This window comes from Streptomyces sp. NPDC057877, from assembly GCF_042796855.1.
Taxonomy (GTDB): domain Bacteria; phylum Actinomycetota; class Actinomycetes; order Streptomycetales; family Streptomycetaceae; genus Streptomyces.
The window spans coordinates 504,780-527,273 of the sequence record NZ_JBHVMS010000006.1 but is presented as its reverse complement, the minus strand read 5'-3'; the positions used below and the strand labels follow the sequence as shown (position 1 = coordinate 527,273).

The 22,494-nt window shown below is 72.2% G+C and carries 20 protein-coding genes; 10 read left to right on the top strand and 10 right to left on the bottom strand.

Annotated elements, in window-relative coordinates; genetic code table 11:
- Positions 1 to 61: 61 nt before the first annotated feature.
- Positions 62 to 1,330 (top strand): lytic murein transglycosylase, encoded by a 1,269-nt coding sequence (locus ACFVQG_RS20920; RefSeq protein ID WP_383385176.1) that lies wholly within the window; start codon positions 62 to 64, stop codon positions 1,328 to 1,330.
- Between the two features lie 15 nt (positions 1,331 to 1,345).
- Here the strand turns inward: ACFVQG_RS20920 and ACFVQG_RS20915 are convergent, their stop codons facing one another.
- From ACFVQG_RS20915 to ACFVQG_RS20905, 3 genes are all read right to left on the bottom strand, one after another.
- Positions 1,346 to 2,983 (bottom strand): phospho-sugar mutase, encoded by a 1,638-nt coding sequence (locus tag ACFVQG_RS20915; protein ID WP_383385173.1) that lies wholly within the window; start codon positions 2,981 to 2,983, stop codon positions 1,346 to 1,348.
- 374 nt (positions 2,984 to 3,357) lie between these two features.
- Entirely contained in the window at positions 3,358 to 4,182 is an 825-nt protein-coding gene (locus ACFVQG_RS20910; protein WP_383385170.1) for a purine-nucleoside phosphorylase, read from the bottom strand.
- 92 nt (positions 4,183 to 4,274) lie between these two features.
- Positions 4,275 to 4,715, bottom strand: a complete 441-nt coding sequence (locus tag ACFVQG_RS20905; protein ID WP_383385167.1) for a gamma-glutamylcyclotransferase — start codon at positions 4,713 to 4,715, stop codon at positions 4,275 to 4,277.
- Between ACFVQG_RS20905 and ACFVQG_RS20900 the strand changes: the two genes are divergently transcribed.
- Complete coding sequence (locus ACFVQG_RS20900) at positions 4,714 to 6,261, top strand: NAD(P)H-quinone dehydrogenase (protein WP_383385164.1); 1,548 nt, start codon at positions 4,714 to 4,716, stop codon at positions 6,259 to 6,261. The genes ACFVQG_RS20905 and ACFVQG_RS20900 overlap by 2 nt on opposite strands.
- A 166-nt stretch (positions 6,262 to 6,427) precedes the next feature.
- Complete coding sequence (locus tag ACFVQG_RS20895; RefSeq protein WP_383385161.1) at positions 6,428 to 7,393, top strand: DeoR/GlpR family DNA-binding transcription regulator; 966 nt, start codon at positions 6,428 to 6,430, stop codon at positions 7,391 to 7,393.
- Between the two features lie 121 nt (positions 7,394 to 7,514).
- Here ACFVQG_RS20895 and ACFVQG_RS20890 read toward each other — a convergent pair whose 3' ends face one another.
- A complete protein-coding gene (locus tag ACFVQG_RS20890; RefSeq protein ID WP_383385158.1) occupies positions 7,515 to 9,287 on the bottom strand; it encodes an acetyl/propionyl/methylcrotonyl-CoA carboxylase subunit alpha in 1,773 nt (590 codons plus the stop codon).
- Between the two features lie 338 nt (positions 9,288 to 9,625).
- Between ACFVQG_RS20890 and ACFVQG_RS20885 the strand changes: the two genes are divergently transcribed.
- A complete protein-coding gene (locus ACFVQG_RS20885) occupies positions 9,626 to 10,075 on the top strand; it encodes a hypothetical protein (RefSeq protein ID WP_383385578.1) in 450 nt (149 codons plus the stop codon).
- Here ACFVQG_RS20885 and ACFVQG_RS20880 read toward each other — a convergent pair.
- From ACFVQG_RS20880 to ACFVQG_RS20865, 4 genes are all read right to left on the bottom strand, one after another.
- A complete protein-coding gene (locus ACFVQG_RS20880; RefSeq protein ID WP_383385155.1) occupies positions 10,053 to 10,664 on the bottom strand; it encodes a Maf family protein in 612 nt (203 codons plus the stop codon). The genes ACFVQG_RS20885 and ACFVQG_RS20880 overlap by 23 nt on opposite strands.
- Before the next feature lie 92 nt (positions 10,665 to 10,756).
- Positions 10,757 to 10,885 carry a morphogenic membrane protein MmpB gene (mmpB, locus tag ACFVQG_RS20875; protein ID WP_383385152.1) on the bottom strand — a complete coding sequence of 43 codons (129 nt, stop codon included), beginning with the start codon at positions 10,883 to 10,885 and terminating at the stop codon, positions 10,757 to 10,759.
- 53 nt (positions 10,886 to 10,938) lie between these two features.
- Complete coding sequence (locus ACFVQG_RS20870; protein WP_383385149.1) at positions 10,939 to 11,148, bottom strand: acyl-CoA carboxylase epsilon subunit; 210 nt, start codon at positions 11,146 to 11,148, stop codon at positions 10,939 to 10,941.
- A gap of 10 nt (positions 11,149 to 11,158) precedes the next feature.
- Entirely contained in the window at positions 11,159 to 12,754 is a 1,596-nt protein-coding gene (locus tag ACFVQG_RS20865) for an acyl-CoA carboxylase subunit beta (RefSeq protein WP_383385147.1), read from the bottom strand.
- 144 nt (positions 12,755 to 12,898) lie between these two features.
- Here ACFVQG_RS20865 and ACFVQG_RS20860 point away from each other — a divergent pair, with 144 nt between their 5' ends.
- The 5 genes from ACFVQG_RS20860 (at position 12,899) to hutH (ending at position 19,526) form a co-directional block, all read left to right on the top strand.
- A complete protein-coding gene (locus ACFVQG_RS20860) occupies positions 12,899 to 13,768 on the top strand; it encodes a biotin--[acetyl-CoA-carboxylase] ligase (RefSeq protein ID WP_383385144.1) in 870 nt (289 codons plus the stop codon).
- Between the two features lie 228 nt (positions 13,769 to 13,996).
- Positions 13,997 to 15,121, top strand: coding sequence for an adenylate/guanylate cyclase domain-containing protein (locus tag ACFVQG_RS20855; protein ID WP_383385141.1), 1,125 nt, complete (start codon positions 13,997 to 13,999; stop codon positions 15,119 to 15,121).
- Between the two features lie 704 nt (positions 15,122 to 15,825).
- Positions 15,826 to 16,635 carry an enoyl-CoA hydratase/isomerase family protein gene (locus ACFVQG_RS20850; protein WP_383385136.1) on the top strand — a complete coding sequence of 270 codons (810 nt, stop codon included), beginning with the start codon at positions 15,826 to 15,828 and terminating at the stop codon, positions 16,633 to 16,635.
- 129 nt (positions 16,636 to 16,764) lie between these two features.
- Positions 16,765 to 17,910 (top strand): diguanylate cyclase domain-containing protein, encoded by a 1,146-nt coding sequence (locus tag ACFVQG_RS20845; RefSeq protein ID WP_383385131.1) that lies wholly within the window; start codon positions 16,765 to 16,767, stop codon positions 17,908 to 17,910.
- 77 nt (positions 17,911 to 17,987) lie between these two features.
- A complete protein-coding gene (gene hutH, locus ACFVQG_RS20840; protein ID WP_383385575.1) occupies positions 17,988 to 19,526 on the top strand; it encodes a histidine ammonia-lyase in 1,539 nt (512 codons plus the stop codon).
- 86 nt (positions 19,527 to 19,612) lie between these two features.
- Here hutH and ACFVQG_RS20835 read toward each other — a convergent pair whose 3' ends face one another.
- Both ACFVQG_RS20835 and ACFVQG_RS20830 read right to left on the bottom strand, forming a co-directional pair.
- Positions 19,613 to 20,422, bottom strand: coding sequence for a hypothetical protein (locus tag ACFVQG_RS20835; protein ID WP_383385126.1), 810 nt, complete (start codon positions 20,420 to 20,422; stop codon positions 19,613 to 19,615).
- Positions 20,423 to 20,479: 57 nt separating this feature from the next.
- The gene (locus ACFVQG_RS20830; protein WP_383385123.1) at positions 20,480 to 20,779 is read right to left on the bottom strand and encodes a hypothetical protein; all 300 of its coding nucleotides are present in this window, start codon (positions 20,777 to 20,779) and stop codon (positions 20,480 to 20,482) included.
- A 428-nt stretch (positions 20,780 to 21,207) separates the two neighbouring features.
- Between ACFVQG_RS20830 and ACFVQG_RS20825 the strand changes: the two genes are divergently transcribed.
- A complete protein-coding gene (locus ACFVQG_RS20825) occupies positions 21,208 to 22,461 on the top strand; it encodes an Ig-like domain-containing protein (RefSeq protein WP_383385120.1) in 1,254 nt (417 codons plus the stop codon).
- Positions 22,462 to 22,494 lie beyond the last annotated feature (33 nt).

The following is a 22,494-nucleotide window of genomic DNA, read 5'->3' as shown; positions in this document are numbered from 1 at the left end:
CCCGTCCGCCCGGTCCGCGTGCAGTCCCCGCCCCAGAACGTCCGACGTCAGGAGTCCGCCCATGCCCAGTCCGTTCAGCGGTGCCGCCCGTCGTGGCGTGCGGGGCACCGTCGTCGCCACGGCCGCCACCCTCGTCACGGCACTGCTCACCGCTGGGTCGTCCGGGCCGGGGTCCCCGGTGGTCGCGGGATCACCGACGGACGACGAGGTACGAGTACCCGGCGGGTTCGTGGCCCCCGACGCCCCCTTGCCGGACGTGCCGTCCCAGGGTGACGGCTCGTACCACGTCGGGCTGCCGCCGCTGGAGGGGGTCACGGCTGCGGAGAAGGTGTGGGGTGAGGGGCTCTCGAAGGCCTCGGACGGCTCGGCGGCCTCGGAGCGGCGGGGTGCCGTGGCGGCGGGGTTGCCGACGACCGTCTTCGCCGCCTACCGGAAGGCCGCGCGGTCCGTCGGCCGTACGGATCCCGGGTGCGGGCTGAGGTGGGAACTGCTCGCCGCGATCGGCAAGGTGGAGTCCGGGCACGCGGGCGGTGGCGCCGTCGCGGCGAACGGTGACACGCTCACCCGGATCACCGGGCCCGCTCTCGACGGCAACGGCTTCGCCCTCATCCTCGACAGCGAGGACGGCGCCTGGGACGGTGACGCGGTCTACGACCGGGCCGTCGGGCCCATGCAGTTCCTGCCGACCACCTGGAAGGCGTGGGGAGCGGACGGGAACGGCGACGGGGCCGCCGACCCCAACAACGTCCACGACGCGGCGCTGGCCGCGGGGCACTATCTGTGTGCCGGTGAGCGGGATCTGCGGACGGGGGCGGGGCTGGAGCGGGCCGTCCTCAGTTACAACCACTCCCGCGACTATCTGAACCTGGTGCTGGGGTGGATGGAGTTCTATCTGCGGGGTGTGCACACGGTTCCGGACGGGGCGGGTGTGGTGCCGGTGAGTCCCGGGGCGGCCCGACCTGGGGGCGGGGACGAAGACGGGGGCGGGGACGAAGACGGGGGCGGGAGCGTAGGCGGGGAGCCGGGGCGGGGTGGGGCCGATCGGCCCGGGGCTCCGTCACCGTCGCCGTCCCACTCCGCCTCTCCGTCTCCGTCCGTGTCTCCCGCGCCTTCGTCCTCGCCGTCTTCTTCCCCGTCGGCGCGGCCGACCGTGAGTCCCTCCGCCACGGAGCCGACCGCGGGGCCGTCCGCCGAGCCGTCTCCCTCCGGGACGCCCACCCCGACCGGTCCGGACCCCGAGCCGTCCGTGTCGGAGAGCGTCCCCGTGCCCGAGCCGTCCACGGTGTCGCCGACCCCGGTGGAGAGCCCGGACGGTACGACGGCCGGGTGAGCGGCTGATACGGGGTCAGCCCTGGATCCCCGCCGCCGTCGCGAGGTCGCGCTTGAGTGCCGTCAAGAGGTCCGTCGCCCTCGCGCGGGCCGCCGGGAGCGCGGTGTGGCCGGAGACCGGGACCACCACCTCCAGGTAGCACTTCAGCTTCGGCTCCGTGCCGCTCGGACGGACGATGACCCGGGCGCCGTCGAGGGTGTAGCGCAGGCCGTCCGTGGGCGGCAGGGTGGCCGTGCCCCGGGTGAGGTCCTCGGCCCGGGTGACGGGCAGGCCCGCGAGCCGGGTCGGCGGGTGCTCGCGCAGGCGGGCCATGGCGTCGGCGATGACCGACAGGTCCTGGACGCGGACGGAGAGCTGGTCCGTGGCGTGCAGACCGTGCTCCACGGCGAGGTCGTCGAGGAGGTCGAGGAGGGTGCGGCCGTCCTCCTTGAGGACGGAGGCCAGTTCCGTGACGAGGAGGGCCGCGGTGATGCCGTCCTTGTCGCGTACGCCGTCGGGGTCGACGCAGTAGCCGAGGGCTTCCTCGTAGCCGTAGCGGAGGTTGTCGACCCGCGCGATCCACTTGAAGCCGGTCAGGGTCTCCTCGTAGGGGAGGTGCGCCTTCTCGGCGATGCGGCCGAGGAGGGAGGAGGAGACGATCGACTCCGCGAAGGTGCCCCGCGCGTTCTGGCTCACCAGGTGGGCGGCGAGGAGGGAGCCGACCTCGTCGCCGCGGAGCATGCGCCAGGCGCCGTCGTCCTTGACGGCCACGGCGCAGCGGTCGGCGTCCGGGTCGTTGGCGATGACGAGGTCCGGGTCGGTCTCGGCGGCCTTCGCGAAGGCGAGGTCCATCGCTCCGGGCTCTTCCGGGTTGGGGAAGGCGACGGTGGGGAAGTCCGGGTCGGGCTCGGCCTGTTCGGCGACGAGGGCCGGTTCCGGGAAGCCCGCGCGGGCGAAGGCGGCGCGGAGGACATCCTTGCCGACGCCGTGCATCGCGGTGTAGACGGTGCGGGCGGTGCGGGGGGTGCCGGGGGTGAGGACGGCGTCCGTGCGGGCGAGGTAGGCGTTGAGGACGCCGTCGTCGAGGGTGTCCCAGCCGGTGGTGGGGCGGGGGACGGCGGAGAGGCTCTCGATGGCGCCGATCTCGGCGGCGATGTCGGCGTCCGCGGGCGGGACGATCTGCGAGCCGTCGCCCAGGTAGACCTTGTAGCCGTTGTCGCGGGGCGGGTTGTGGCTGGCGGTGACCTCCACGCCCGCGACGGCGCCGAGGTGCCTTATGGCGAAGGCGAGGACCGGCGTGGGGAGGGGGCGGGGGAGCACGGCCGCCCTGAGTCCGGCGCCGGTCATGACGGCGGCGGTGTCGCGGGCGAAGTCCAGGGACTTGTGGCGGGCGTCGTAGCCGATGACGACGAGGCCGCCGGTGTGGCCGTGCTTCTTGAGGTACGCGGCGAGACCGGCCGCGGCGCGGATGACCACGGAACGGTTCATGCGCATGGGGCCCGCGCCGAGTTCGCCCCTCAGGCCCGCCGTGCCGAACTGGAGCGTGCCGCTGAAGCGGGCGGCCAGGTCGTCGGTGGCGCCCGCGTCAAGGAGCTTGGCCAGCTCGTCGCGGGTCTCGGGGTCGGGGTCCTCGGCCAGCCATGCCTGGGCCCGTGCGAGCAGATCGTCGTGCACGTTCGGTCCAACCTCTCGGTGTGTGGTGGGTATGCCTGGCGGCGGCCTGCGCGGGTCGCGTCGTGGCGTGCGTAGCGCTGCCCGCCGGTGGTCGGGTCGGGGCCGCGCCGGGGGGTGTCCGTCCTCGGAACCGCGCGGACTGCCGACTGGATGCGTTCAGGATGCTTCCCGCGCGAACCACCGCGGGCGGACACCCCCCGACACGTCCCCTTCCGTAGTACGGCGCCTGCGGCCCGTCGGCCCGTCCGGCTCAGCCACGGGCAGCCGCCTCCCGCTTGGCTGCGGGCCGTCGCAGTGCCGCTGTACCCGCCGTCGCTGCGGGCAGTCGTGGGTGGGCGCAGCGGCACCCACCCACGGCCAGCCGACACGCCGGGTCACAGGCGCCCCAGCACCTGCCCCAGCAACGCCCCCATCCGCGTAGCCGAATCGCGGCCCGCCTGGAGGACCTCCTCGTGGTTGAGGGGCTCGCCCGTCATCCCGGCGGCGAGGTTGGTCACCAGGGAGATGCCCAGCACCTCCGCCCCCGCCTCGCGCGCGGCGATCGCCTCGAGGACCGTCGACATGCCGACCAGGTCCGCGCCGATGACCCGGGCCATGCGGATCTCCGCCGGAGTCTCGTAGTGCGGGCCGGGGAACTGGGCGTAGACGCCCTCCTCCAGCGTGGGGTCGATCTCCTTGCACAGGGCGCGCAGGCGCGGGGAGTACAGGTCGGTGAGGTCGACGAAGTTCGCGCCGATGATCGGGGAGACCGCGGTGAGGTTGATGTGGTCGCTGATCAGGACCGGCTGGCCGGGACGCATGCCCTCGCGCAGACCGCCGCAGCCGTTGGTGAGGATCACCGTCTTGGCGCCCGCGGCGACGGCGGTGCGGACGCCGTGGGCGACCGCGGCGACGCCCCGGCCCTCGTAGTAGTGGGTGCGGCCGAGGAAGACCAGGGCACGCTTGTCGCCGATGCGGTACGAGCGGACCTTGCCGCCGTGGCCCGCGACCGCCGGAGGGGGGAAGCCGGGCAGGTCCGTGACCTGGAGTTCGCCCTCGGGGGCGCCGAGGGCGTCCACCGCCGGGGCCCAGCCGGAGCCCATCACGAGGGCGACGTCGTGGGACTCGGCGCCCGTGAGTTCGCGCAGGCGAGCTGCGGCGGCGTCGGCGGCGGCGTGGGGGTCGCCCTGGATGTCGTCCGGAAGAAGAGATGCGTTCACGGGATGAGGGTAGCCGGTCTCGGCCTACGCGCGTAGATGACAGACCTCACGGGATGCCGGTTGTTGTTTTGTCGGTTTCGACGAGACCCCCGTCAGCAGGGGCGTTTGCGCAGTTCCATGACGTAGTCGTGGGGCGCGCCCGCGGATTCCGCCGCGTCGGCGATTTCGCCCAGGTAGCGGGCGGAGGGCAGGCCGCCCTCGTAGGTGTCGAGGACGTAGGTCCAGGCCTGCTCCTCGCCGTCCAGGGTGTGGACGCGTACGTTGCGCAGGCGGCGGTAGATGTCCAGGCCCACGCCCTCCCAGCGGTCGAGGGACTCCTCGTCCATCGGGGCGATGTCGTACAGCGCGACGAAGACCTGGCTGACCGGGTCCTCGACCAGCGTCGCCAGCGCGCCCTCCCAGCCCAGGTGCTCGCCGCCGAACGTCAGCCGCCAGCCGTTCAGCCAGCCGGTGGCGCGCAGCGGCGAGTGCGGGGCGCGGCGCGTCATCAGCCGCGCGTCGAGATTGCCGGCGTACGCGGCGTAGAGCGACATGGGGAGAGGGTACGGCAGGCGGCACGTGCGTCACTCCGGTAACGGAAGGGGCGCGGGGCGGGCCCCGAGGGGGCCGCGGGGTGGGGCGTGCGGGACAATGGAGTACGTGACTCGGATCGTGATCATCGGTGGCGGACCCGGCGGATACGAAGCGGCCCTGGTGGCCGCGCAACTCGGCGCGGAGGTGACCGTCGTCGACTGCGACGGTCTGGGCGGGGCGTCGGTGCTCACCGACTGCGTGCCGTCGAAGACCCTCATCGCCACGGCCGAGGTGATGACCACCTTCGATTCGTCCTATGAGGAACTGGGGATCATCGTCGCCGACGACACCCCCCATGTCGAGCAGGCCGCCCGGGTGGTGGGCGTCGACCTCGGCAAGGTCAACCGGCGTGTGAAGCGGCTCGCGCTCGCGCAGTCCCACGACATCACCGCCGCCGTGACGCGTGCGGGCGCGCGGGTCATGCGCGGCCGGGGGCGGCTGGAGGGCATGCAGGCCCTCGACGGGTCCCGGAAGGTCGTCGTCACCGCCGCCGACGGCAGCGAGGAGACCCTCACGGCGGACGCGGTGCTCGTCGCCACCGGTGGGCACCCCCGCGAGCTGCCGGACGCCCGGCCGGACGGGGAGCGGATCCTCAACTGGACCCAGGTCTACGACCTCGACGAACTGCCCGAGGAACTGATCGTCGTCGGCTCCGGTGTCACCGGCGCCGAGTTCGCCGGTGCCTACCAGGCGCTCGGCTCCAAGGTGACGCTGGTGTCCTCGCGCGACCGGGTGCTGCCGGGTGAGGACCCGGACGCCGCCGCCGTGCTCGAGGAGGTCTTCCGCCGCCGGGGGATGAACGTGATGGCGCGGTCCCGTGCCCAGTCCGCCAAGCGGGTGGGGGACCGGGTCGAGGTCACCCTCGCCGACGGGCGGGTCATCGCCGGGTCGCACTGTCTGATGGCCGTGGGCGCCATCCCCAACAGCGCCGGGATGGGGCTGGAGGAGGCGGGGGTCAGGCTGCGGGACTCCGGGCACATCTGGACCGACAAGGTCTCGCGGACCACCGCTCCCGGCGTGTACGCGGCCGGGGACGTCACCGGCGTGTTCGCCCTCGCGTCCGTCGCCGCCATGCAGGGGCGGATCGCCATGTACCACTTCCTGGGTGACGCGGTCGCTCCGCTGAACCTGAAGACCGTTTCCTCGAACGTCTTCACGGACCCGGAGATCGCGACCGTCGGGTACAGCCAGGCCGATGTCGACGGCGGGAAGATCGACGCCCGGGTGGTGAAGCTGCCGCTGCTGCGCAACCCCCGCGCCAAGATGCAGGGCATCCGGGACGGGTTCGTCAAGATCTTCTGTCGGCCCGGGACCGGGATCGTGGTCGGCGGTGTCGTCGTCGCGCCGCGCGCCTCCGAGCTGATCCACCCGATCTCGATTGCTGTCGACAACAACCTGACCGTCGAACAGATCGCGAACGCGTTCACCGTGTACCCCTCCCTGTCGGGGTCGATCGCCGAGGTCGCACGGCAGCTGCACACCCGTAAGGCGGGCGCCGAGGCCTGACGGCCGAAAGCAACTCTTCCCTGGTCACGGGGAGTTGCGGGGCGGGGGTCGGGAGGGGCGGCCGGGCCGGACCTCTATACCACTTCCGCCCCTACCGTGCGAACAACTTCTGTTATTCGGCGCAAACTGCTGAAACCAGACGGTCGTTGGGGTTACTGTCAGTTTCGTGTTCGCTGCAGAACGTCGCCAATTGATCCTCGAAATGGTGCGAGCAAACGGAGCCGTGTCGCTCCGGGAGCTGGCCCGCGTCGTCCAGACCTCCGAAGTGACCGTACGGCGGGACGTGCGCGCACTGGAGGCAGAAGGACTCCTCGACCGCCGACATGGCGGTGCGGTACTGCCGGGCGGGTTCACGCGGGAGTCCGGCTTTCCGCAGAAGTCACATCTCGCGACCGCCGAGAAGACGGCCATCGCCGATCTCGCCGCGGGCTTCGTCGAAGAGGGCGAGGCCATCGTGGTCGGGGCCGGGACCACCACCCAGGAGCTGGCCCGTCGGCTGGCACGGGTGCCGGGGCTGACCGTCGTCACCAACTCCCTGCTGGTGGCCCAGGCGCTGGCCCACGCCAACCGGGTGGAGGTGGTGATGACCGGGGGCACCCTGCGCGGCTCCAACTACGCCCTGGTGGGCAGCGGGGCCGAGCAGTCGCTCCAGGGGCTCAGGGTGTCCCGGGCGTTCCTGTCCGGGAGCGGGCTGACCGCCGAGCGCGGGCTGTCCACCTCCAACATGCTCTCCGCCTCCGTCGACCGGGCCCTGGTGCAGGCCGCCGCCGAGGTCGTCGTCCTCGCCGACCACACCAAGCTCGGCACGGACACCATGTTCCAGACGGTGCCCACCGATGTGATCACCCGGCTGGTGACCGACGAGCCCCCCGGCCATGACGACCGGGCCGCCACCGAGCTGCAGGCCCTGGCCGACCAGGGCGTCCAGATCGCCGTGGCCGGTACGCAGGGCGGCTCGGGAAACGTCGCGGGGGGTGAGCCCGCCCCGGCACGCCAGCAGCGCCGGGACGTGCCGCTCCCCTCCCCGCGCCGCGGTCAGGTCCAGGGGGCGGCACCGTCGCTCCGCAGCCTCGGTGAGCAGGGGCCCGGGAGCGAGCGGGGGGCCAGGGTCGCCGATCTCCGGCGGCGGTGACGCGCCACAGGGAGCGGGTGGGTGAGCGGTCGGGTGCGGTCATGTCCGGTGCGGACATGGGGAAGCGCCCGGCGGGCTTGCCGTAGCGTGCCGCCGGGCGCTTCCGGGTGGTGCCCGTTGCTCAGTCCTTGATCTCGCAGATCGGCGCGCCGGAGGTCACGGACGCGCCCACCTCCGCGGCCAGGCCCTTGACCGTGCCGGACCGGTGGGCGTTCAGGGGCTGCTCCATCTTCATCGCCTCGAGTACGACGATCAGGTCACCCTCCTTGACCTCCTGGCCCTCCTCCACGGCGATCTTGACGATCGTGCCCTGCATCGGAGAGGCGAGGGTGTCGCCGGAGGCCGCGGGGCCGGACTTCTTCGCCGCGCGCCGCTTGGGCTTGGCGCCCGCCGCCAGGCCGGTGCGGGCCAGGGACATGCCCAGCGAGGACGGCAGCGAGACCTCCAGACGCTTGCCGCCGACCTCGACGACGACCGTCTCGCGGCCCGTCTCCTCCTCCGCCTCGGTGTCGACGGCGGCCGTGAACGGCTTGATCTCGTTGACGAACTCCGTCTCGATCCAGCGGGTGTGGACCGTGAAGGGGTCGGTGGAGCCGGTCAGTTCGGGCGCGAAGGCGGCATCGCGGACCACCGCGCGGTGGAAGGGGATGGCGGTGGCCATGCCCTCGACCTGGAACTCGTCCAGGGCGCGGGCCGCCCGCTGGAGCGCCTCCTTGCGGGTGCGGCCGGTGACGATCAGCTTGGCCAGCAGGGAGTCCCACGCCGGGCCGATCACCGAGCCGCTCTCCACGCCCGCGTCCAGCCGGACACCCGGGCCGGACGGCGGCGCGAAGGCCGTGACCGAGCCGGGGGCGGGCAGGAAGTTGCGGCCCGGGTCCTCGCCGTTGATGCGGAACTCGAAGGAATGGCCGCGCAGCGGCGGGTCGTCGTAGCCGAGCGCCTCGCCGTCGGCGATGCGGAACATCTCGCGGACCAGGTCGATCCCGGCGACCTCCTCGGTGACCGGGTGCTCCACCTGGAGACGGGTGTTGACCTCCAGGAAGGAGATCGTGCCGTCGTTGCCGACGAGGAACTCCACCGTGCCCGCGCCGACGTACCCGGCCTCCTTCAGGATGGCCTTGGAGGCGCTGTACAGCTGCGCGACCTGCTCCTCGGAGAGGAAGGGCGCCGGGGCCTCCTCGACGAGCTTCTGGTGGCGGCGCTGCAGCGAGCAGTCACGGGTCGACACGACGACCACGTGGCCGTGCTGGTCCGCCAGGCACTGCGTCTCCACGTGCCGGGGCTTGTCCAGGTAGCGCTCCACGAAGCACTCGCCCCGGCCGAAGGCGGCGACGGCCTCACGGACGGCCGAGTCGTACAGCTCGGGCACCTCTTCCAGGGTGCGGGCGACCTTCAGACCACGGCCGCCGCCGCCGAACGCGGCCTTGATCGCGATCGGCAGCCCGTGCTGCTCGGCGAAGGCCACGACCTCCTCCGCGCCGGACACCGGGTCCGGGGTGCCCGCGACGAGCGGGGCGCCCGCGCGCTGGGCGATGTGCCGGGCGGCCACCTTGTCGCCGAGGTCGCGGATGGCCTGCGGCGGCGGGCCGATCCAGATCAGCCCGGCGTCCAGCACGGCCTGCGCGAACTCGGCGTTCTCGGAGAGGAAGCCGTAACCGGGGTGGACGGCGTCCGCACCGGACTCGCGGGCGGCGCCCAGGACCTTGTCGATGTCCAGATAGCTGGTGGCCGGGGTGTCACCGCCCAGGGCGAACGCCTCATCCGCGGCGCGGACATGCAGAGCGTCCCGGTCCGGGTCGGCGTATACGGCCACGCTCGCGATACCGGCGTCCCGGCAGGCCCGGGCAACGCGGACAGCGATTTCGCCACGGTTGGCGATGAGCACCTTGCGCACGATGAGGCTCCCTCCTTGAAACAAGCCGAGTTTAGGGACTGCCGACACGGCACTTCGACCCGTCCCCAATGGTGAGCTTGCCCACACGGAGCGTGATTCGAGGCTCGCTCGACCTGCGAAATCCCTTGTCGCACCGCGGTGCGCTGGACTGCTCCGGAAAACCCTAGTCCCCCCGTGTGGTCAAGGTCTCTGTGAGGGCGTGCTGCGGCCCACTCCGTTTCTTTGTGGAGTCCCTACGAATGGCCCAACGAATCTTTGCCCTCCGTCGAACCCTTGTCCCGGGGTTTACCCGTTAGTAGCCTCGCGCTGACTGAACGGTACTTGCGGTAACAGGGGTGGTGAGAGCAGTGGTGCGCAGGCCGGTGGCGTGGGTGGTGGCGGTCGTGCTGTTCGCGGAGGCGCTCGGCGTCGCGGCGCTGAACTGGTTCCTCGGTGTTGTCGTGGACCGGCAGGACATGTCGCTGGCGGGCCTGGACCCGGACGTGATGTCGACGTCCTCGAAGATCGGTGGAGTGGTCTTCGGCCTCTACTTCGCGCTGTGCGGTCTGGTCGCCCTCCTGGTCGCCCTCCGGGACCGGCGGCCCGCCGGGTTCGGGCGCGTCCTGCTGATCAGCGCGGCGGTCGTGCACGGGCTGCTGGGCGCCTTCACCTGGGGGCTGGTGGGCTGGCACGCGTTCCTGTTCATGGCGGCCGTGCTCGCCCTCGTCATCCTGCTGCTGATGACCTACGACGCCCCGGGAGAGCCCGCCGACGCCGTCGCGTCTCCTACGGCGCCCACAACTCCGTGATCCCCACGCCCAGTTCCGCCAGCAGACGGCGTACGAGGGGCAGGCTGATGCCGATCACATTGCCGTGGTCGCCGTCGATGCCGTCGATGAACGGCGCCGAGCGCCCGTCGAGCGTGAACGCCCCGGCGACGTAGAGGGGCTCCCCGGAGGCCACGTACGCGGCGATCTCGTCATCGGTCGGTTCACCGAAGCGGACGACGGTGGAGGCGACGGCGGAGGTGTAGCGGCCGCTGAGGGTGTCGTAGACGCAGTGCCCCGTCTGCAGCGTCCCCGCCCGCCCGCGCATCGCCTTCCACCGCGCGGTGGCCTCCTCGGCGTCGGCGGGCTTCCCCAGCGCCTGACCGTCCAGGTCCAGCACCGAGTCGCACCCGATCACCAACGCCCCCTTGACCTCCGGCTTCGCCGCCACGACGGACGCCTTCGCCTCGGCCAGCGCCAGCGCCAGCTCAGCAGGGGTCGGCGCGCTGACGGCATCCTCGTCGACCCCACTGACGATCACCTCGGGATCCAGCCCCGCCTGCCGCAACAGGCCCAGCCGGGCGGGTGACTGGGAGGCGAGTACGAGTCGACGACGCGGCTGATCAGTCATACGGCCAGGTTAGTGGGGTGGGGCGGGGGGACTCACGCCGGGCGGGTGCCGGGTGCCGGGTGCCGGGGCCCGCCCGGCCCGCGCCGCCCCCCTCATCTCAGGCCGGTGACGATCATCGCCAGCAGCATGGCCAAGGCCAGGAGGACCCCCAAGCGGCGCAGCATGGTCTGCATGTCGCGCAGTTCTTTGGGGGGCTCGTTCTCCGGGTCGGACCACAGCATGTCTGCCATGGTCCGGCGAGGGGCGGGCGGGCGCCTGAGTACGCGTACTCAAATCAGGCGGGCCAGTACGTGCGGCTCCAGGACGTCGGGCCCGGGTGGGGCACGTGGTGGGCGGCGATGCGGGACGGGTCGGCCCAGGAGTCGCGGGGGCCGGGCGCGCCGGGCGGCACGGACGCCGCCGCCACGGCGCGGGCGCGGACGACCGCCAGGGCGGCGGCCAGCTCCTCGGGGGTCGGGTTGCCCCGGACGACCTTGATAGTCACAGCGGGCTCCTTACAGGGGGATGTTGCCGTGCTTCTTCGGCGGCAGGGAGGCACGCTTGGTGCGCAGCTGGCGCAGGCCGCGGACGATGTGCGCGCGGGTGTCCGACGGCATGATCACCGCGTCGACGTACCCGCGCTCGGCGGCCGTGTAGGGGTTGAGGAGGGCGTCCTCGTACTCCCGCATCAGACGGGCGCGGGTGGCCTCCGGGTCGTCCGACTCGGCGATGGTGCGGCGGTGCAGGATGTTGACCGCGCCCTGGGCGCCCATCACGGCGATCTGGGCCGTGGGCCAGGCCAGGTTCAGGTCGGCGCCCAGGTGCTTGGAGCCCATGACGTCGTACGCGCCGCCGAAGGCCTTGCGGGTGATGACCGTGATCAGGGGGACGGTCGCCTCGGCGTAGGCGTAGATCAGCTTGGCGCCGCGGCGGATGATGCCGTCGTGCTCCTGGTCGACGCCGGGCAGGAAGCCGGGCACGTCGACGAAGGTCAGCACCGGGATGTTGAAGGCGTCGCAGGTGCGCACGAAGCGGGCGGCCTTCTCGCTCGCGGTGATGTCCAGACAGCCCGCGAACTGCATCGGCTGGTTGGCGACGATCCCGACCGGGCGCCCTTCCACCCGGCCGTACCCGGTGAGGATGTTCGGCGCGAACAGCGCCTGCGTCTCGAAGAACTCGCCGTCGTCGAGGACGTGTTCGATGACCGTGTGCATGTCGTACGGCTGGTTCGCCGAGTCCGGGACGATCACGTCCAGCTCACGGTCCTCGTCCGTGACCGCGAGGTCCGCCTCCTCGGGGAAGGCCGGGGGCTCGGAGAGGTTGTTGGACGGCAGGTAGGACAGCAGCTGCTTGACGTACTCGATGGCGTCCTTCTCGTCGCCCGCCATGTGGTGGGCGACCCCGGACGTGGCGTTGTGGGTGCGGGCGCCGCCCAGCTCCTCGAAGCCGACGTCCTCACCGGTGACCGTCTTGATGACGTCCGGGCCGGTGATGAACATGTGGCTGGTCTGGTCGACCATGATCGTGAAGTCGGTGATCGCGGGGGAGTACACCGCACCGCCCGCGCACGGGCCGACGACCAGGCTGATCTGCGGGATCACGCCCGAGGCGTGGGTGTTGCGGCGGAAGATCTCCCCGTACGCGCCGAGCGAGGCCACGCCCTCCTGGATCCGCGCCCCGCCGGAGTCGTTGATGCCGATGACCGGGCAGCCGGTCTTCAGCGCGAAGTCCATCACCTTGACGATCTTCTGGCCGTACACCTCACCCAGCGCGCCGCCGAAGACGGTGAAGTCCTGGGAGAAGACGGCGACCGGACGGCCGTCGACCGTGCCGTACCCGGTCACGACACCGTCGCCGTACGGCCGGTTCCTCTCCAGGCCGAAGTTGGTGGAGCGGTGCCGCGCGAACTCGTCCAGCTCGACGAACGAGTCCTCGTCCAGCAGCAGGGCGATCCGCTCACGCGCCGTCAGCTTGCCCTTGGCGTGCTGCTTCTCGACGGCGCGCTCCGAGCCGGCGTGCGTCGCCTCGTCAATACGGCGCTGTAGATCCGCGAGCTTTCCCGCGGTCGTGTGGATGTCGGGCTGCTGCGCCAGCTCTTCCGGCTCGGACATCGGGATGCTGCTCCCTGCCTGCTCAGTGGGATGTGAGGGTGTGCTCAGAAGGGTGCTCAGAAGGGGGATGGGCTACTCATCCGTAGCGTAATGGGGGGCCTACCGATCGGCAGTGCGGCATTTACCACACCTAGGCTGGCTTGCATGACGCCGCACGATGCATCAGACGCGAACAACGGCAGTCGCTGGTCCGACCTGGAACGGCCGCCGCTGAACGCCACCGCCCTGCGCCGCGGGCTGCTCCGCGAGGGCGGCCTTTGGACCGGGGTGGAGGTGGTGCAGCGCACCGGCTCCACCAACGGTGACCTGGTCGCGCTGGCCACCGAGGGCAAGGCGGCCGAGGGCACCGTCCTCGTCGCCGAGGAGCAGACCGCCGGACGGGGGCGGCTCGACCGGCAGTGGACGGCACCGGCCCGCTCCGGCCTCTTCTTCTCCGTGCTGCTGCGCCCCGCCGACGTGCCGGTGGCCCACTGGGGCTGGCTGCCCCTGCTCACCGGCGTCGCGGTCGCCACCGGGCTGTCCCGCGCGGCCGGGGTCGATACGGCGCTCAAGTGGCCCAACGACCTGCTGGTCACCGTCGGCGGCGAGGAGCGCAAGGCGGGCGGCATCCTCGCCGAACGCGCCGGGGACGACGGCGTCGTCATCGGCGTGGGCGTCAACGTCACCCTCCGCGCGGACGAACTGCCGGTCCCGCACGCCGGGTCGATCGCGCTGGCCGGAGCGGTCAGCACCGACCGCGACCCGCTGCTGCGGGGCGTGCTGCGCGCGCTGGAGCAGTGGTACGGCAAGTGGCGCGCGGCCGGTGGCGACGCCGCCGCCTGCGGCCTCCAGGAGACCTACGCCGCGGGCTGCGCGACCCTGGGGCGCCTGGTACGGGCCGAACTGCCCGGGGAGCGGTCGGTGGTCGGCGAGGCGGTCGCGGTGGACGGCGACGGACGGCTGGTGCTCGCCACCGAGGAGGGGATGCGGGAGCCCGTGGGGGCGGGGGACATCGTGCACCTGCGCCCGGCGTAGGGGAGGGTGCGCGGGAAGTGCACGCAGCGGCGCGGATGGAGTCGTGGGCCGCGGGTACGCGGCACCGGGCGGACGGGCGGCGGGCCCCCTGAGGAGAAGGGGCGCGCAGGTGGGGCGACCCGTGCGGACCAGCGCATCCGGCTTTTCTCACGGAGTGAGCTGCGGCACATCTGCCGTAGAGTTGAGGCCGGTCGTACCTGACCGCGGCAGATCGGAAGGGCAACAGGCGTGACCGTCGACGACACGGGCTCCGGCACGGACGGGGAAGGCCGGTTGGAGCCGAAGTCCGCCGACCCCGGCGAGGACCCGCTCGCCCTGCGTCTCGAACAGCTCATCCTGGGCGCCGAGCGCCGCTACACCCCGTTCCAGGCGGCCCGCAGTGCCGGTGTCTCCATGGAACTGGCCTCCCGTTTCTGGCGGGCCATGGGCTTCGCGGACATCGGGCAGGCCAAGGCCCTCACGGAGGCCGACGTCCTGGCCCTGCGCCGTCTCGCGGGTCTGGTCGAGGCGGGCCTGCTCAGCGAGGCCATGGCCGTGCAGGTGGCCCGGTCCACCGGGCAGACCACCGCCCGGCTCGCGGACTGGCAGATCGACTCCTTCCTGGAGGGCCTCACCGAGCCCCCCGAGCCCGGCATGACCCGCACCGAGGTGACGTATCCCCTGGTGGAGCTGTTGCTGCCGGAGCTGGAGGAGTTCCTCGTCTATGTCTGGCGCCGTCAGCTCGCCGCCGCCACCGGCCGGGTCGTGCAGGCCACGGACGACGAGGAGATGGTCGACCGGCGGCTCGCGGTCGGCTTCGCCGACCTCGTCGGCTTCACCCGGCTGACCCGCCGCCTGGAGGAGGAGGAACTCGGCGAACTCGTCGAGGCCTTCGAGACCACCGCCGCCGATCTCGTCGCCGCCCGTGGCGGACGGCTGATCAAGACCCTGGGCGACGAGGTGCTCTACAGCGCCGACGACGCCGGGGTGGCCGCCGAGATCGCGCTGCGGCTCATCGACACCATGGCGAACGACGAGACGATGCCCGAACTGCGCGTCGGTATCGCCTTCGGCACGGTCACCACCCGGATGGGCGACGTCTTCGGCACCACCGTGAACCTCGCCTCCCGGCTCACCTCGATAGCTCCCCGCGACGCCGTGCTCGTCGACAGCGCCTTCGCCGAGGAACTGGTCCGCACCCAGGAGGCCCCCGCCTCCGAGACCGAGGCCGCCGAGGCCGCCGCGGCGGCGGAGAAGGAGGGCGAGGAGCCTCCGACGTACCGTTTCGCCCTTCAGCCCATGTGGCAGCGGCCGGTGCGCGGGCTGGGTGTCGTGGAGCCCTGGCTGCTGATGCGGCGGGACGGCGGAGCGTAGGCCCCGGCCTCGCTTCACAGGAGCGGGTCCGGGGCCAGGCAGAGGTCGATGACGGGGACGCAGAAGTCTGGGGTGGTCTCGGGGGGTGAGGGCGCTGCCGGGGCTGGTGTGCTCGGTGCACGGGTCGGGGCGGGGCTTTCCGCTGGGGTTGTGGGGGCTGCGGGTGCCTGAGGGGAAGGCGTGCTCAGGGGGACGGTCGCGGAAGGAACGGCGCTGGTCTCGGTCCCCCGAGCCGTAGGGGATGGGCGGGTTTCCGCAGGGGCTCTGGTGGTCCTGCTGGTGGCCGCCCGGGGGACGGCGACGGGGCCCGCGGCGGGGGTCGCCGAAGGCGTGCGGCGGGGTTCGGCCCGGGCGGTGGCGGGGGTGCCGACGTCGGGGTCGGGGGCCAGGCGTACGAGGCTGAGGATGCCCGTGAGGAGGGCGACCGCGGCGGCCAGGAACAGCAGTCTCGGCGGGCGGGTCCGGCGGTGACGGCCACGGAGGCGGCGTGCCCTGGCTGTCGTGCCCGTCCTCATCGTCGTCCCTCCCCGGTGCGCCTGGCCGTGCGCACGCTATGCGCCCGTCGTGGGCGCCGGTGCGCGGTCGGGGCGGGTGTCACCCGGACGGGTGGGCGGGGCCGGGGTCGGCGTCCGGCCTTTTCCTGGCGGGGCGGGGCTGCGATGATCGGGACGGATGCTGTTAACCCGCGTTAACCGGAGGGTGTTGTGAGCGAGGAGCGGTTCGGGGAGTTCGTGCTGGTACGGCGACACGGGGACGAGGGCGCGGGGCGCTTCGCGGAGCTGGCCCTGGACCGGCCCAAGGCCATGAACGCCGTGTCGACCGAGATGGCGCGGTCCATCGCCGCGGCGTGTGCGGCGCTGGGCGCCGACCGGGACGTCTCCGCGGTGGTGCTGACCTCGACGCATGAGCGGGCCTTCTGCGTCGGGGCCGACCTGAAGGAGCGGAACTCCTTCAGCGACGCGGAACTGGTCCGGCAGCGGCCGGTGGCGCGCGGGGCGTACACGGGGGTGCTGGAGCTGCCGGTGCCGACGATCGCGGCGGTGCACGGGTTCGCGCTGGGGGGCGGGTTCGAGCTGGCGCTGGCCTGCGATGTGATCGTGGCCGACCGTACGGCGGTGGTGGGGCTGCCCGAGGTGTCCGTCGGGGTGATTCCCGGGGGCGGTGGTACGCAGTTGCTGCCGCGTCGGGTGGGGGCGGCGCGGGCGGCCGAGCTGATCTTCAGCGCGCGGCGGGTGGAGGCCGTCGAGGCGCGGGAGCTGGGGCTGGTGGATCAGCTGGTGGAGGCCGGACGGGACCGGGAGGAGGCGCTGGCGCTGGGCTCCCGGATCGCCGCGAACTCGCCGGTCGGGCTGCGGGCGGCCAAGCGGGCGTTGCGGCTGGGGCAGGGGCTGGATCTGCGGGCCGGTCTCGAGGTCGAGGACGCGGCGTGGCGGGCGGTGGCGTTCTCGGGGGACCGGGCGGAGGGGGTGGCGGCGTTCAACGAGAAGCGGAAGCCGGTGTGGCCGGGGGAGTGAGTTCCGGCCGTTCCGCGTGGTCCGGGGGGCGGCAGACCTCAGCCGCGGCGGGTGAGCGCCGACCGTCGACGATCACCCTGGCGCCGTATCAATGTCCCGGAATACCCCGAACGTCCCTAGCCTGGAGAGATGGCTGACGACAAGCGGCTCGCGGACGTCGTGGCGCTCGCGCAGGGGATGGCCGCCGCGCACACGCCGCGGGAGTCCTGGCGGGCCGCGGCGCTGGGGGCGTGCCGGGCGTTGGACGGGAGTTTCGCCGCGCTGTCGGTGTGGGAGCGGGAGCTGGGGCGGCTACGGGTGCTGGTGAACGTGGGCGAGCGGGCCCCGGACGAGCTGGAGTTCCCGGAGGACGAGGCCTACCCCGTGCACCAGTTCGCCGAGATCACCGAGTTCCTGCACGAGCAGTGGGCGGCGGGCGGTCAGCCCAACGCCTGGGTGGAGACGGCCGAGGGTCCGGCCGAGGGCCTGCGCCCCGGGTACTGCCACCAGCGCGTCGCCGCCCTGCGCCGCCGGGGCCGGGGCTGCTGTGTGGTCGCGCCGGTGGTGCTGCACGGCCGGGCCTGGGGCGAACTGTATGTCGCGCGCCCGGTCGGCGCGCCCGTGTTCGACCGGGCCGACGCCGACTTCGCGACCGTGCTGGCCGCCGTCGCCGCCGCGGGGCTCACCCAGACCGAGCGGCTGGAGGAGGCCCGGCGGCTGGCCTTCACGGACGCGCTGACCGGGCTCGCCAACCGCCGCTGTGTGGACATGCGGCTGGACGAGGCGGTGGAGCGGTACCGCGCGGACGGCACCGTCGTCAGTCTGGTCGTCTGCGACGTGAACGGGCTCAAGCAGGTCAACGACACCTACGGGCACGCCGTGGGCGACCGGCTGCTGGAACGGTTCGGGTCGGTGCTGTCGCTGTGCGGCGCGATGCTGCCGGGGGCGCTGGTGGCCCGGCTCGGCGGTGACGAGTTCTGTCTGCTGGCGGTCGGGCCGCCCGCCGACGACGTGGTCAAGGTGGCCGACGAGCTGTGCCGCCGCGCCGCCGAACTGGAGCTGGGGGAGGGCGTGGCGTGCGGGGTGGCGTCCACCGAGGAGCCGATCGGGCCGGTGGGCAGCGCCCGGCGTCTGTTCCGGCTCGCGGACGCCGCGCAGTACCGGGCCAAGGCCGAGCGGTCCACGCGGCCGGTCGTCGCCGGTCGGGAGGGGCCGGACGATCCCGTCGTACGTCTCGCCGACACGCCCTCCGAGGAGGCGACGCCGGAGCGGCGGCGGTTCCGGGGGCGGGGTTGAGCCCTTGGTGTAAGGGGTGAGGCCGCGCCCCACTGGTGACATCCTCAGATTCACTGCGTACGCTCCTGAATATGGATATGCACACTGTGGTGGTGGGAACGTCCGGGACCACCGCGTCCGACGTTCTCGCCGTGGCACGCGGCGGTGCCCGGGTCGAGCTGTCGGCCGAGGCGGTGGCCGCGCTCGCCGCGGCCCGCGAGATCGTGGACGCGCTGGCGGCCAAGCCCGAACCCGTCTACGGCGTCTCCACCGGCTTCGGCGCCCTGGCGACCCGGCACATCAGCCAGGAACTGCGGGCCCAGCTCCAGCGCAACATCGTCCGCTCGCACGCGGCGGGGATGGGCGCCCCGGTCGAGCGGGAGGTGGTCCGGGCGCTGATGTTCCTGCGCCTGAAGACCGTCTGCTCAGGGCACACCGGCGTGCGCCCCGAGGTCGCGCGGACCATGGCCGATGTGCTGAACGCCGGTATCACCCCGGTCGTGCACGAGTACGGCTCCCTCGGCTGCTCCGGCGACCTCGCGCCGCTGTCCCACTGCGCCCTGACGCTGATGGGGGAGGGGGACGCGGAGGGACCCGACGGAATCGTCCGGCCCGCCGCCGAACTCCTCGCCGCGCACGGCATCGCGCCCGTCGAACTGCGCGAGAAGGAGGGCCTCGCCCTCCTCAACGGCACCGACGGCATGCTGGGCATGCTGGTGATGGCCCTGGCCGACCTGGACGCCCTCTACAAGTCCGCCGACATCACGGCGGCCCTGTCCCTGGAGGCCCTGCTCGGCACGGACAAGGTCCTCGCCCCCGAGCTGCACGCCATCCGCCCGCACCCCGGGCAGGCCGCCAGCGCCGCCAACATGCTCGCCGTACTACGGGGTTCGGGCCTGACCGGTCACCACCAGGACGACGCGCCCCGCGTCCAGGACGCCTACTCGGTGCGCTGCGCCCCGCAGGTGGCCGGTGCCGGACGGGACACCCTCGCGCACGCCCGGCTGGTCGCCGAGCGGGAGCTGGCGTCGGCCGTGGACAACCCGGTGGTGCTGCCCGACGGCCGGGTGGAGTCCAACGGGAACTTCCACGGCGCCCCGGTCGCCTACGTCCTGGACTTCCTCGCCATCGCCGCCGCCGACCTCGCGTCCATCGCCGAGCGCCGCACCGACCGGCTGCTGGACAAGAACCGCAGCCACGGGCTGCCGCCCTTCCTCGCCGATGACGCGGGCGTCGACTCCGGGCTGATGATCGCCCAGTACACGCAGGCCGCCCTGGTCAGTGAGCTGAAGCGGCTCGCCGTACCGGCGTCGGCGGACTCCATCCCGTCCTCCGCCATGCAGGAGGACCACGTCTCCATGGGCTGGTCGGCGGCGCGCAAGCTGCGCACGGCCGTCGACAACCTCACCCGCGTCCTCGCCATCGAGCTGTACGCCGCCACCCGCGCCGTCCAGCTCCGCGAGGGCCTGACCCCCGCCCCCGCGACCCGCGCCGTCCTCGACGCCGTACGCCGGGCGGGCGTGCAGGGCCCGGGTCCGGACCGCTTCCTCGCCCCCGACCTCGCGGCGGCGGACGCGTTCGTACGGGGCGGGCGGTTGGTCGCGGCGGTGGAGACGGTGACCGGGCCGTTGCGGTGAGGTGAGGTGAGGTGAGGGGGGCGGGTCTGGCGGCCCGGGCCCGCCCGTCCGCACCAGGGTGGGGGTGGGCCTGACGGCCCACCGCGTCACTTCAGCTTCGCGCCCTGCGCCTCAACCACCACGGCCGGGACCGTGTACTTCTGCTTGCCCTCGGACATCATCGCGCCGACGTTCAGCGTGTAGTACGCGGCGATGGTGCTGCCGTGCCGGACCACCTCGGCGTGGGTGGTGGCCGGGTCGCTGCCGGGCTCGCCCATCTCGGCGGTCACGGCGAAGGCCACCGCCTCGTCACCGCCGCCGGTGCCCTCCTCGGCCGCCACCTCGGTGATCTTGCCCTCCTCGCCCTCCGAGGTCGCGGTGAAGCCGCCCGCGCAGCCCTCGACGGCGTCGGAGACGGACTTCATCGTCTGCTCGGCACCGTCACCGTCGTAGGAGGAGAGCGTCACCACGGTCACGTCGACGTTCAGCGCGTCGGTGAACGCGTCCTCGAACTCGCCCTCGCCCAGGTCCTCGAGGGACTGCGAGGCGGTGTCCGTGGGCTCCTTCTCCTGGGTGACCATGCGGTTGGTCTCCGCCGCCGCGTCGCCCGGGGCGAGCCCGCTCATGACATAGGCGAGCGGCAGGCACCGCTCGTCCGCCTTCATGTCGCTCTTGCTGGCCGTCAGCTCCTTGTCGGCGGCCTCGACCTCGTAGCCGTCGACGTCCCCCTGAGCGAGGATCAGCTTCTCCAGCTCCGCCGCGCCGAGCGCCTTGGCGGCCTGGGTCTCCGCGGACCCGGAGGCCTTGGAGTCGTCCGACCCGCTGTCCCCGCTGTCCGAACAGCCCGTGATGAGGGCGAGCGAAAGTGCGCCGACGGTGGCCGTGGCGCCGAGCCGCGCCCTCGATGATCTCTTCATGAGCGGACTATGAAGTTAGCGTCAAGAGCACGTCAAATCGAGCGCATTTTCGGGAAGTTACAGCCCAAGCCGCTCACGCCGCACCGAATACACCACGAATCCGGCACCCAGCGTCAGGCAGAGCGTGCCGCCGACGACATAGGGGGTGCTGTCGAAGCTGCCGGTGTCGGCGAGCCGGGTCTCACTCCCGGAGGTGGTCAGCGACGCCGCCCGGGCCTGCGTCGTCTGCGTGACCGAAGGCTGCTGTCTGGCCGGGGCGTCGTCCCCCGTCGCGTTCGCGGAGGGAACGAACCACAGGGCGCCCAGCAGGGTGCCCGCGGCGGTGGCGGTCAGCAACGGACGGCGAGCGGATGACACGGAATATCGATCCCCTTGTGGCACTGGCGAATTGGCCGTGTGGGGCGATGCTAATGAAAGGCGCGGGTCGCGGGAAAGTCACGGGAGGCACGGGCTGTACGGTCCGCAGGAGAAATCGCCCGGCATGTCATGGTTTGGCGGCACTCGTTCCGGGGGTGTGTCGGGGCGTCATGGATGTCACAGTGGCCGCGGTGGGCGGATTGGCCACCTCAGCTTGGGGAAATCGTGACCATGAGGGGCAACCGCGGCCGGGGGTTTTGTCGTCTCATGGGGCGCGGTGACCGACCATCGCGCCACCCGCGGCGGCGGGACGTGGCGTGCCCCACACATCGAGCGTATGTGGAACGGGACGAACCGGTCGTAGCGTTGAAAGTTCTTGACGGGGACTCCGGGGTTTTGGGGATTCGGTAACGATGGAGAAGCGTGTGATGACGAACAGTAGGCGGCGCCGGGGTCTGACCGTCGCGTCCGCCCTGCTCGGCGGGGTGCTGGTGCTCTCGGCGTGCTCCGGTGACGACGGCGGCGGCGACGCCTCCGGCACCGGCGACAAGACCTCGGCCGCCAAGGTCGACGAAGCGGCTGCCGCGAAGACCTCCGAGGCGCAGATCAAGATCACGCCCAAGGACGGTTCGAGCAACGCCTCCATCAACAAGGACGCCGGTGTGACCGTGAGCAAGGGCACGCTCACCGAGGTCACCATGGAGACCGCCGAGGGCGTGGCCGTCGAGGGCGAGATATCCGCCGACAAGACGAGCTGGAAGCCCAGCGTCCAGCTGGAGCGCTCCACCACCTACAAGATCTCGGTGACCGCCGAGGACGCCGAGGGCCGTGCGGCCCACGAGAACGCCTCCTTCACCACGGTCTCCCCGGACAACAGCTTCCTCGGCTACTTCACGCCGGAGGACGGCTCCACCGTCGGCGTCGGCATGCCCGTGTCGATCAACTTCGACAAGGCGATCACCAACAAGGCCGAGGTCCAGAAGGGCGTCACGGTCAGCACCAGCAGCGGCCAGGAGGTCGTCTGCCACTGGTTCAACGCCAACCGCATGGACTGCCGCCCCGACGAGTACTGGCAGGAGGGCTCCACCGTCACCCTGAAGCTGGCCCTGGACGGCGTCGAGGGCGCCGAGGGTGTCTACGGCGTCCAGCAGAAGACGGTCTCCTTCACCATCGGCCGCAACCAGGTCACCTACGTCGACGCCCAGTCCAAGCAGATGAAGATCATGCAGGACGGCAAGGTCGTCAAGACCATCCCGATCTCCGCGGGCGCCCCGGAGAACAAGACCTACGAGGGTCAGATGGTGATCTCCGAGAAGTTCGAGGAGACCCGGATGAACGGCGCGACGGTCGGCTTCACCGACGACGACGGCAAGGGCGAGTACGACATCAAGGACGTGCCGCACGCCATGCGCCTGACCACCTCCGGCACCTTCATCCACGGCAACTACTGGGGTGACCCGTCCGTCTTCGGCAACGTCAACACCAGCCACGGCTGTGTCGGCCTGCAGGACAAGAAGGGCGCCGACGACCCCAACACCCCGGGTGCGTGGTTCTACAACAACTCGATGGTCGGTGACGTGGTCGTCGTCCAGAACACCGGCGACAAGACCGTGGCGCCGGACAACGGCCTCAACGGCTGGAACATGAGCTGGGAGCAGTGGAAGGCGGGCTCCGCGGTCTGACACCCGCTCAGTAACCACGTGTACGGATGCCGT

Bases quoted from the DNA above. Each gene is read 5' to 3' on its own strand.
- ACFVQG_RS20920 (WP_383385176.1), top strand. From the start codon at position 62: ATGCCCAGTCCGTTCAGCGGTGCCGCCCGTCGTGGCGTGCGGGGCACC.
- ACFVQG_RS20880 (WP_383385155.1), bottom strand. From the start codon at position 10,664: ATGACTGATCAGCCGCGTCGTCGACTCGTACTCGCCTCCCAGTCACCC.
- ACFVQG_RS20905 (WP_383385167.1), bottom strand. From the start codon at position 4,715: ATGTCGCTCTACGCCGCGTACGCCGGCAATCTCGACGCGCGGCTGATG.
- ACFVQG_RS20865 (WP_383385147.1), bottom strand. From the start codon at position 12,754: ATGTCCGAGCCGGAAGAGCTGGCGCAGCAGCCCGACATCCACACGACC.
- ACFVQG_RS20860 (WP_383385144.1), top strand. From the start codon at position 12,899: ATGACGCCGCACGATGCATCAGACGCGAACAACGGCAGTCGCTGGTCC.
- hutH (WP_383385575.1), top strand. From the start codon at position 17,988: ATGCACACTGTGGTGGTGGGAACGTCCGGGACCACCGCGTCCGACGTT.
- ACFVQG_RS20835 (WP_383385126.1), bottom strand. From the start codon at position 20,422: ATGAAGAGATCATCGAGGGCGCGGCTCGGCGCCACGGCCACCGTCGGC.
- ACFVQG_RS20845 (WP_383385131.1), top strand. From the start codon at position 16,765: ATGGCTGACGACAAGCGGCTCGCGGACGTCGTGGCGCTCGCGCAGGGG.
- ACFVQG_RS20825 (WP_383385120.1), top strand. From the start codon at position 21,208: ATGACGAACAGTAGGCGGCGCCGGGGTCTGACCGTCGCGTCCGCCCTG.
- mmpB (WP_383385152.1), bottom strand. From the start codon at position 10,885: ATGCTGTGGTCCGACCCGGAGAACGAGCCCCCCAAAGAACTGCGCGAC.
- ACFVQG_RS20900 (WP_383385164.1), top strand. From the start codon at position 4,714: ATGGGGAGAGGGTACGGCAGGCGGCACGTGCGTCACTCCGGTAACGGA.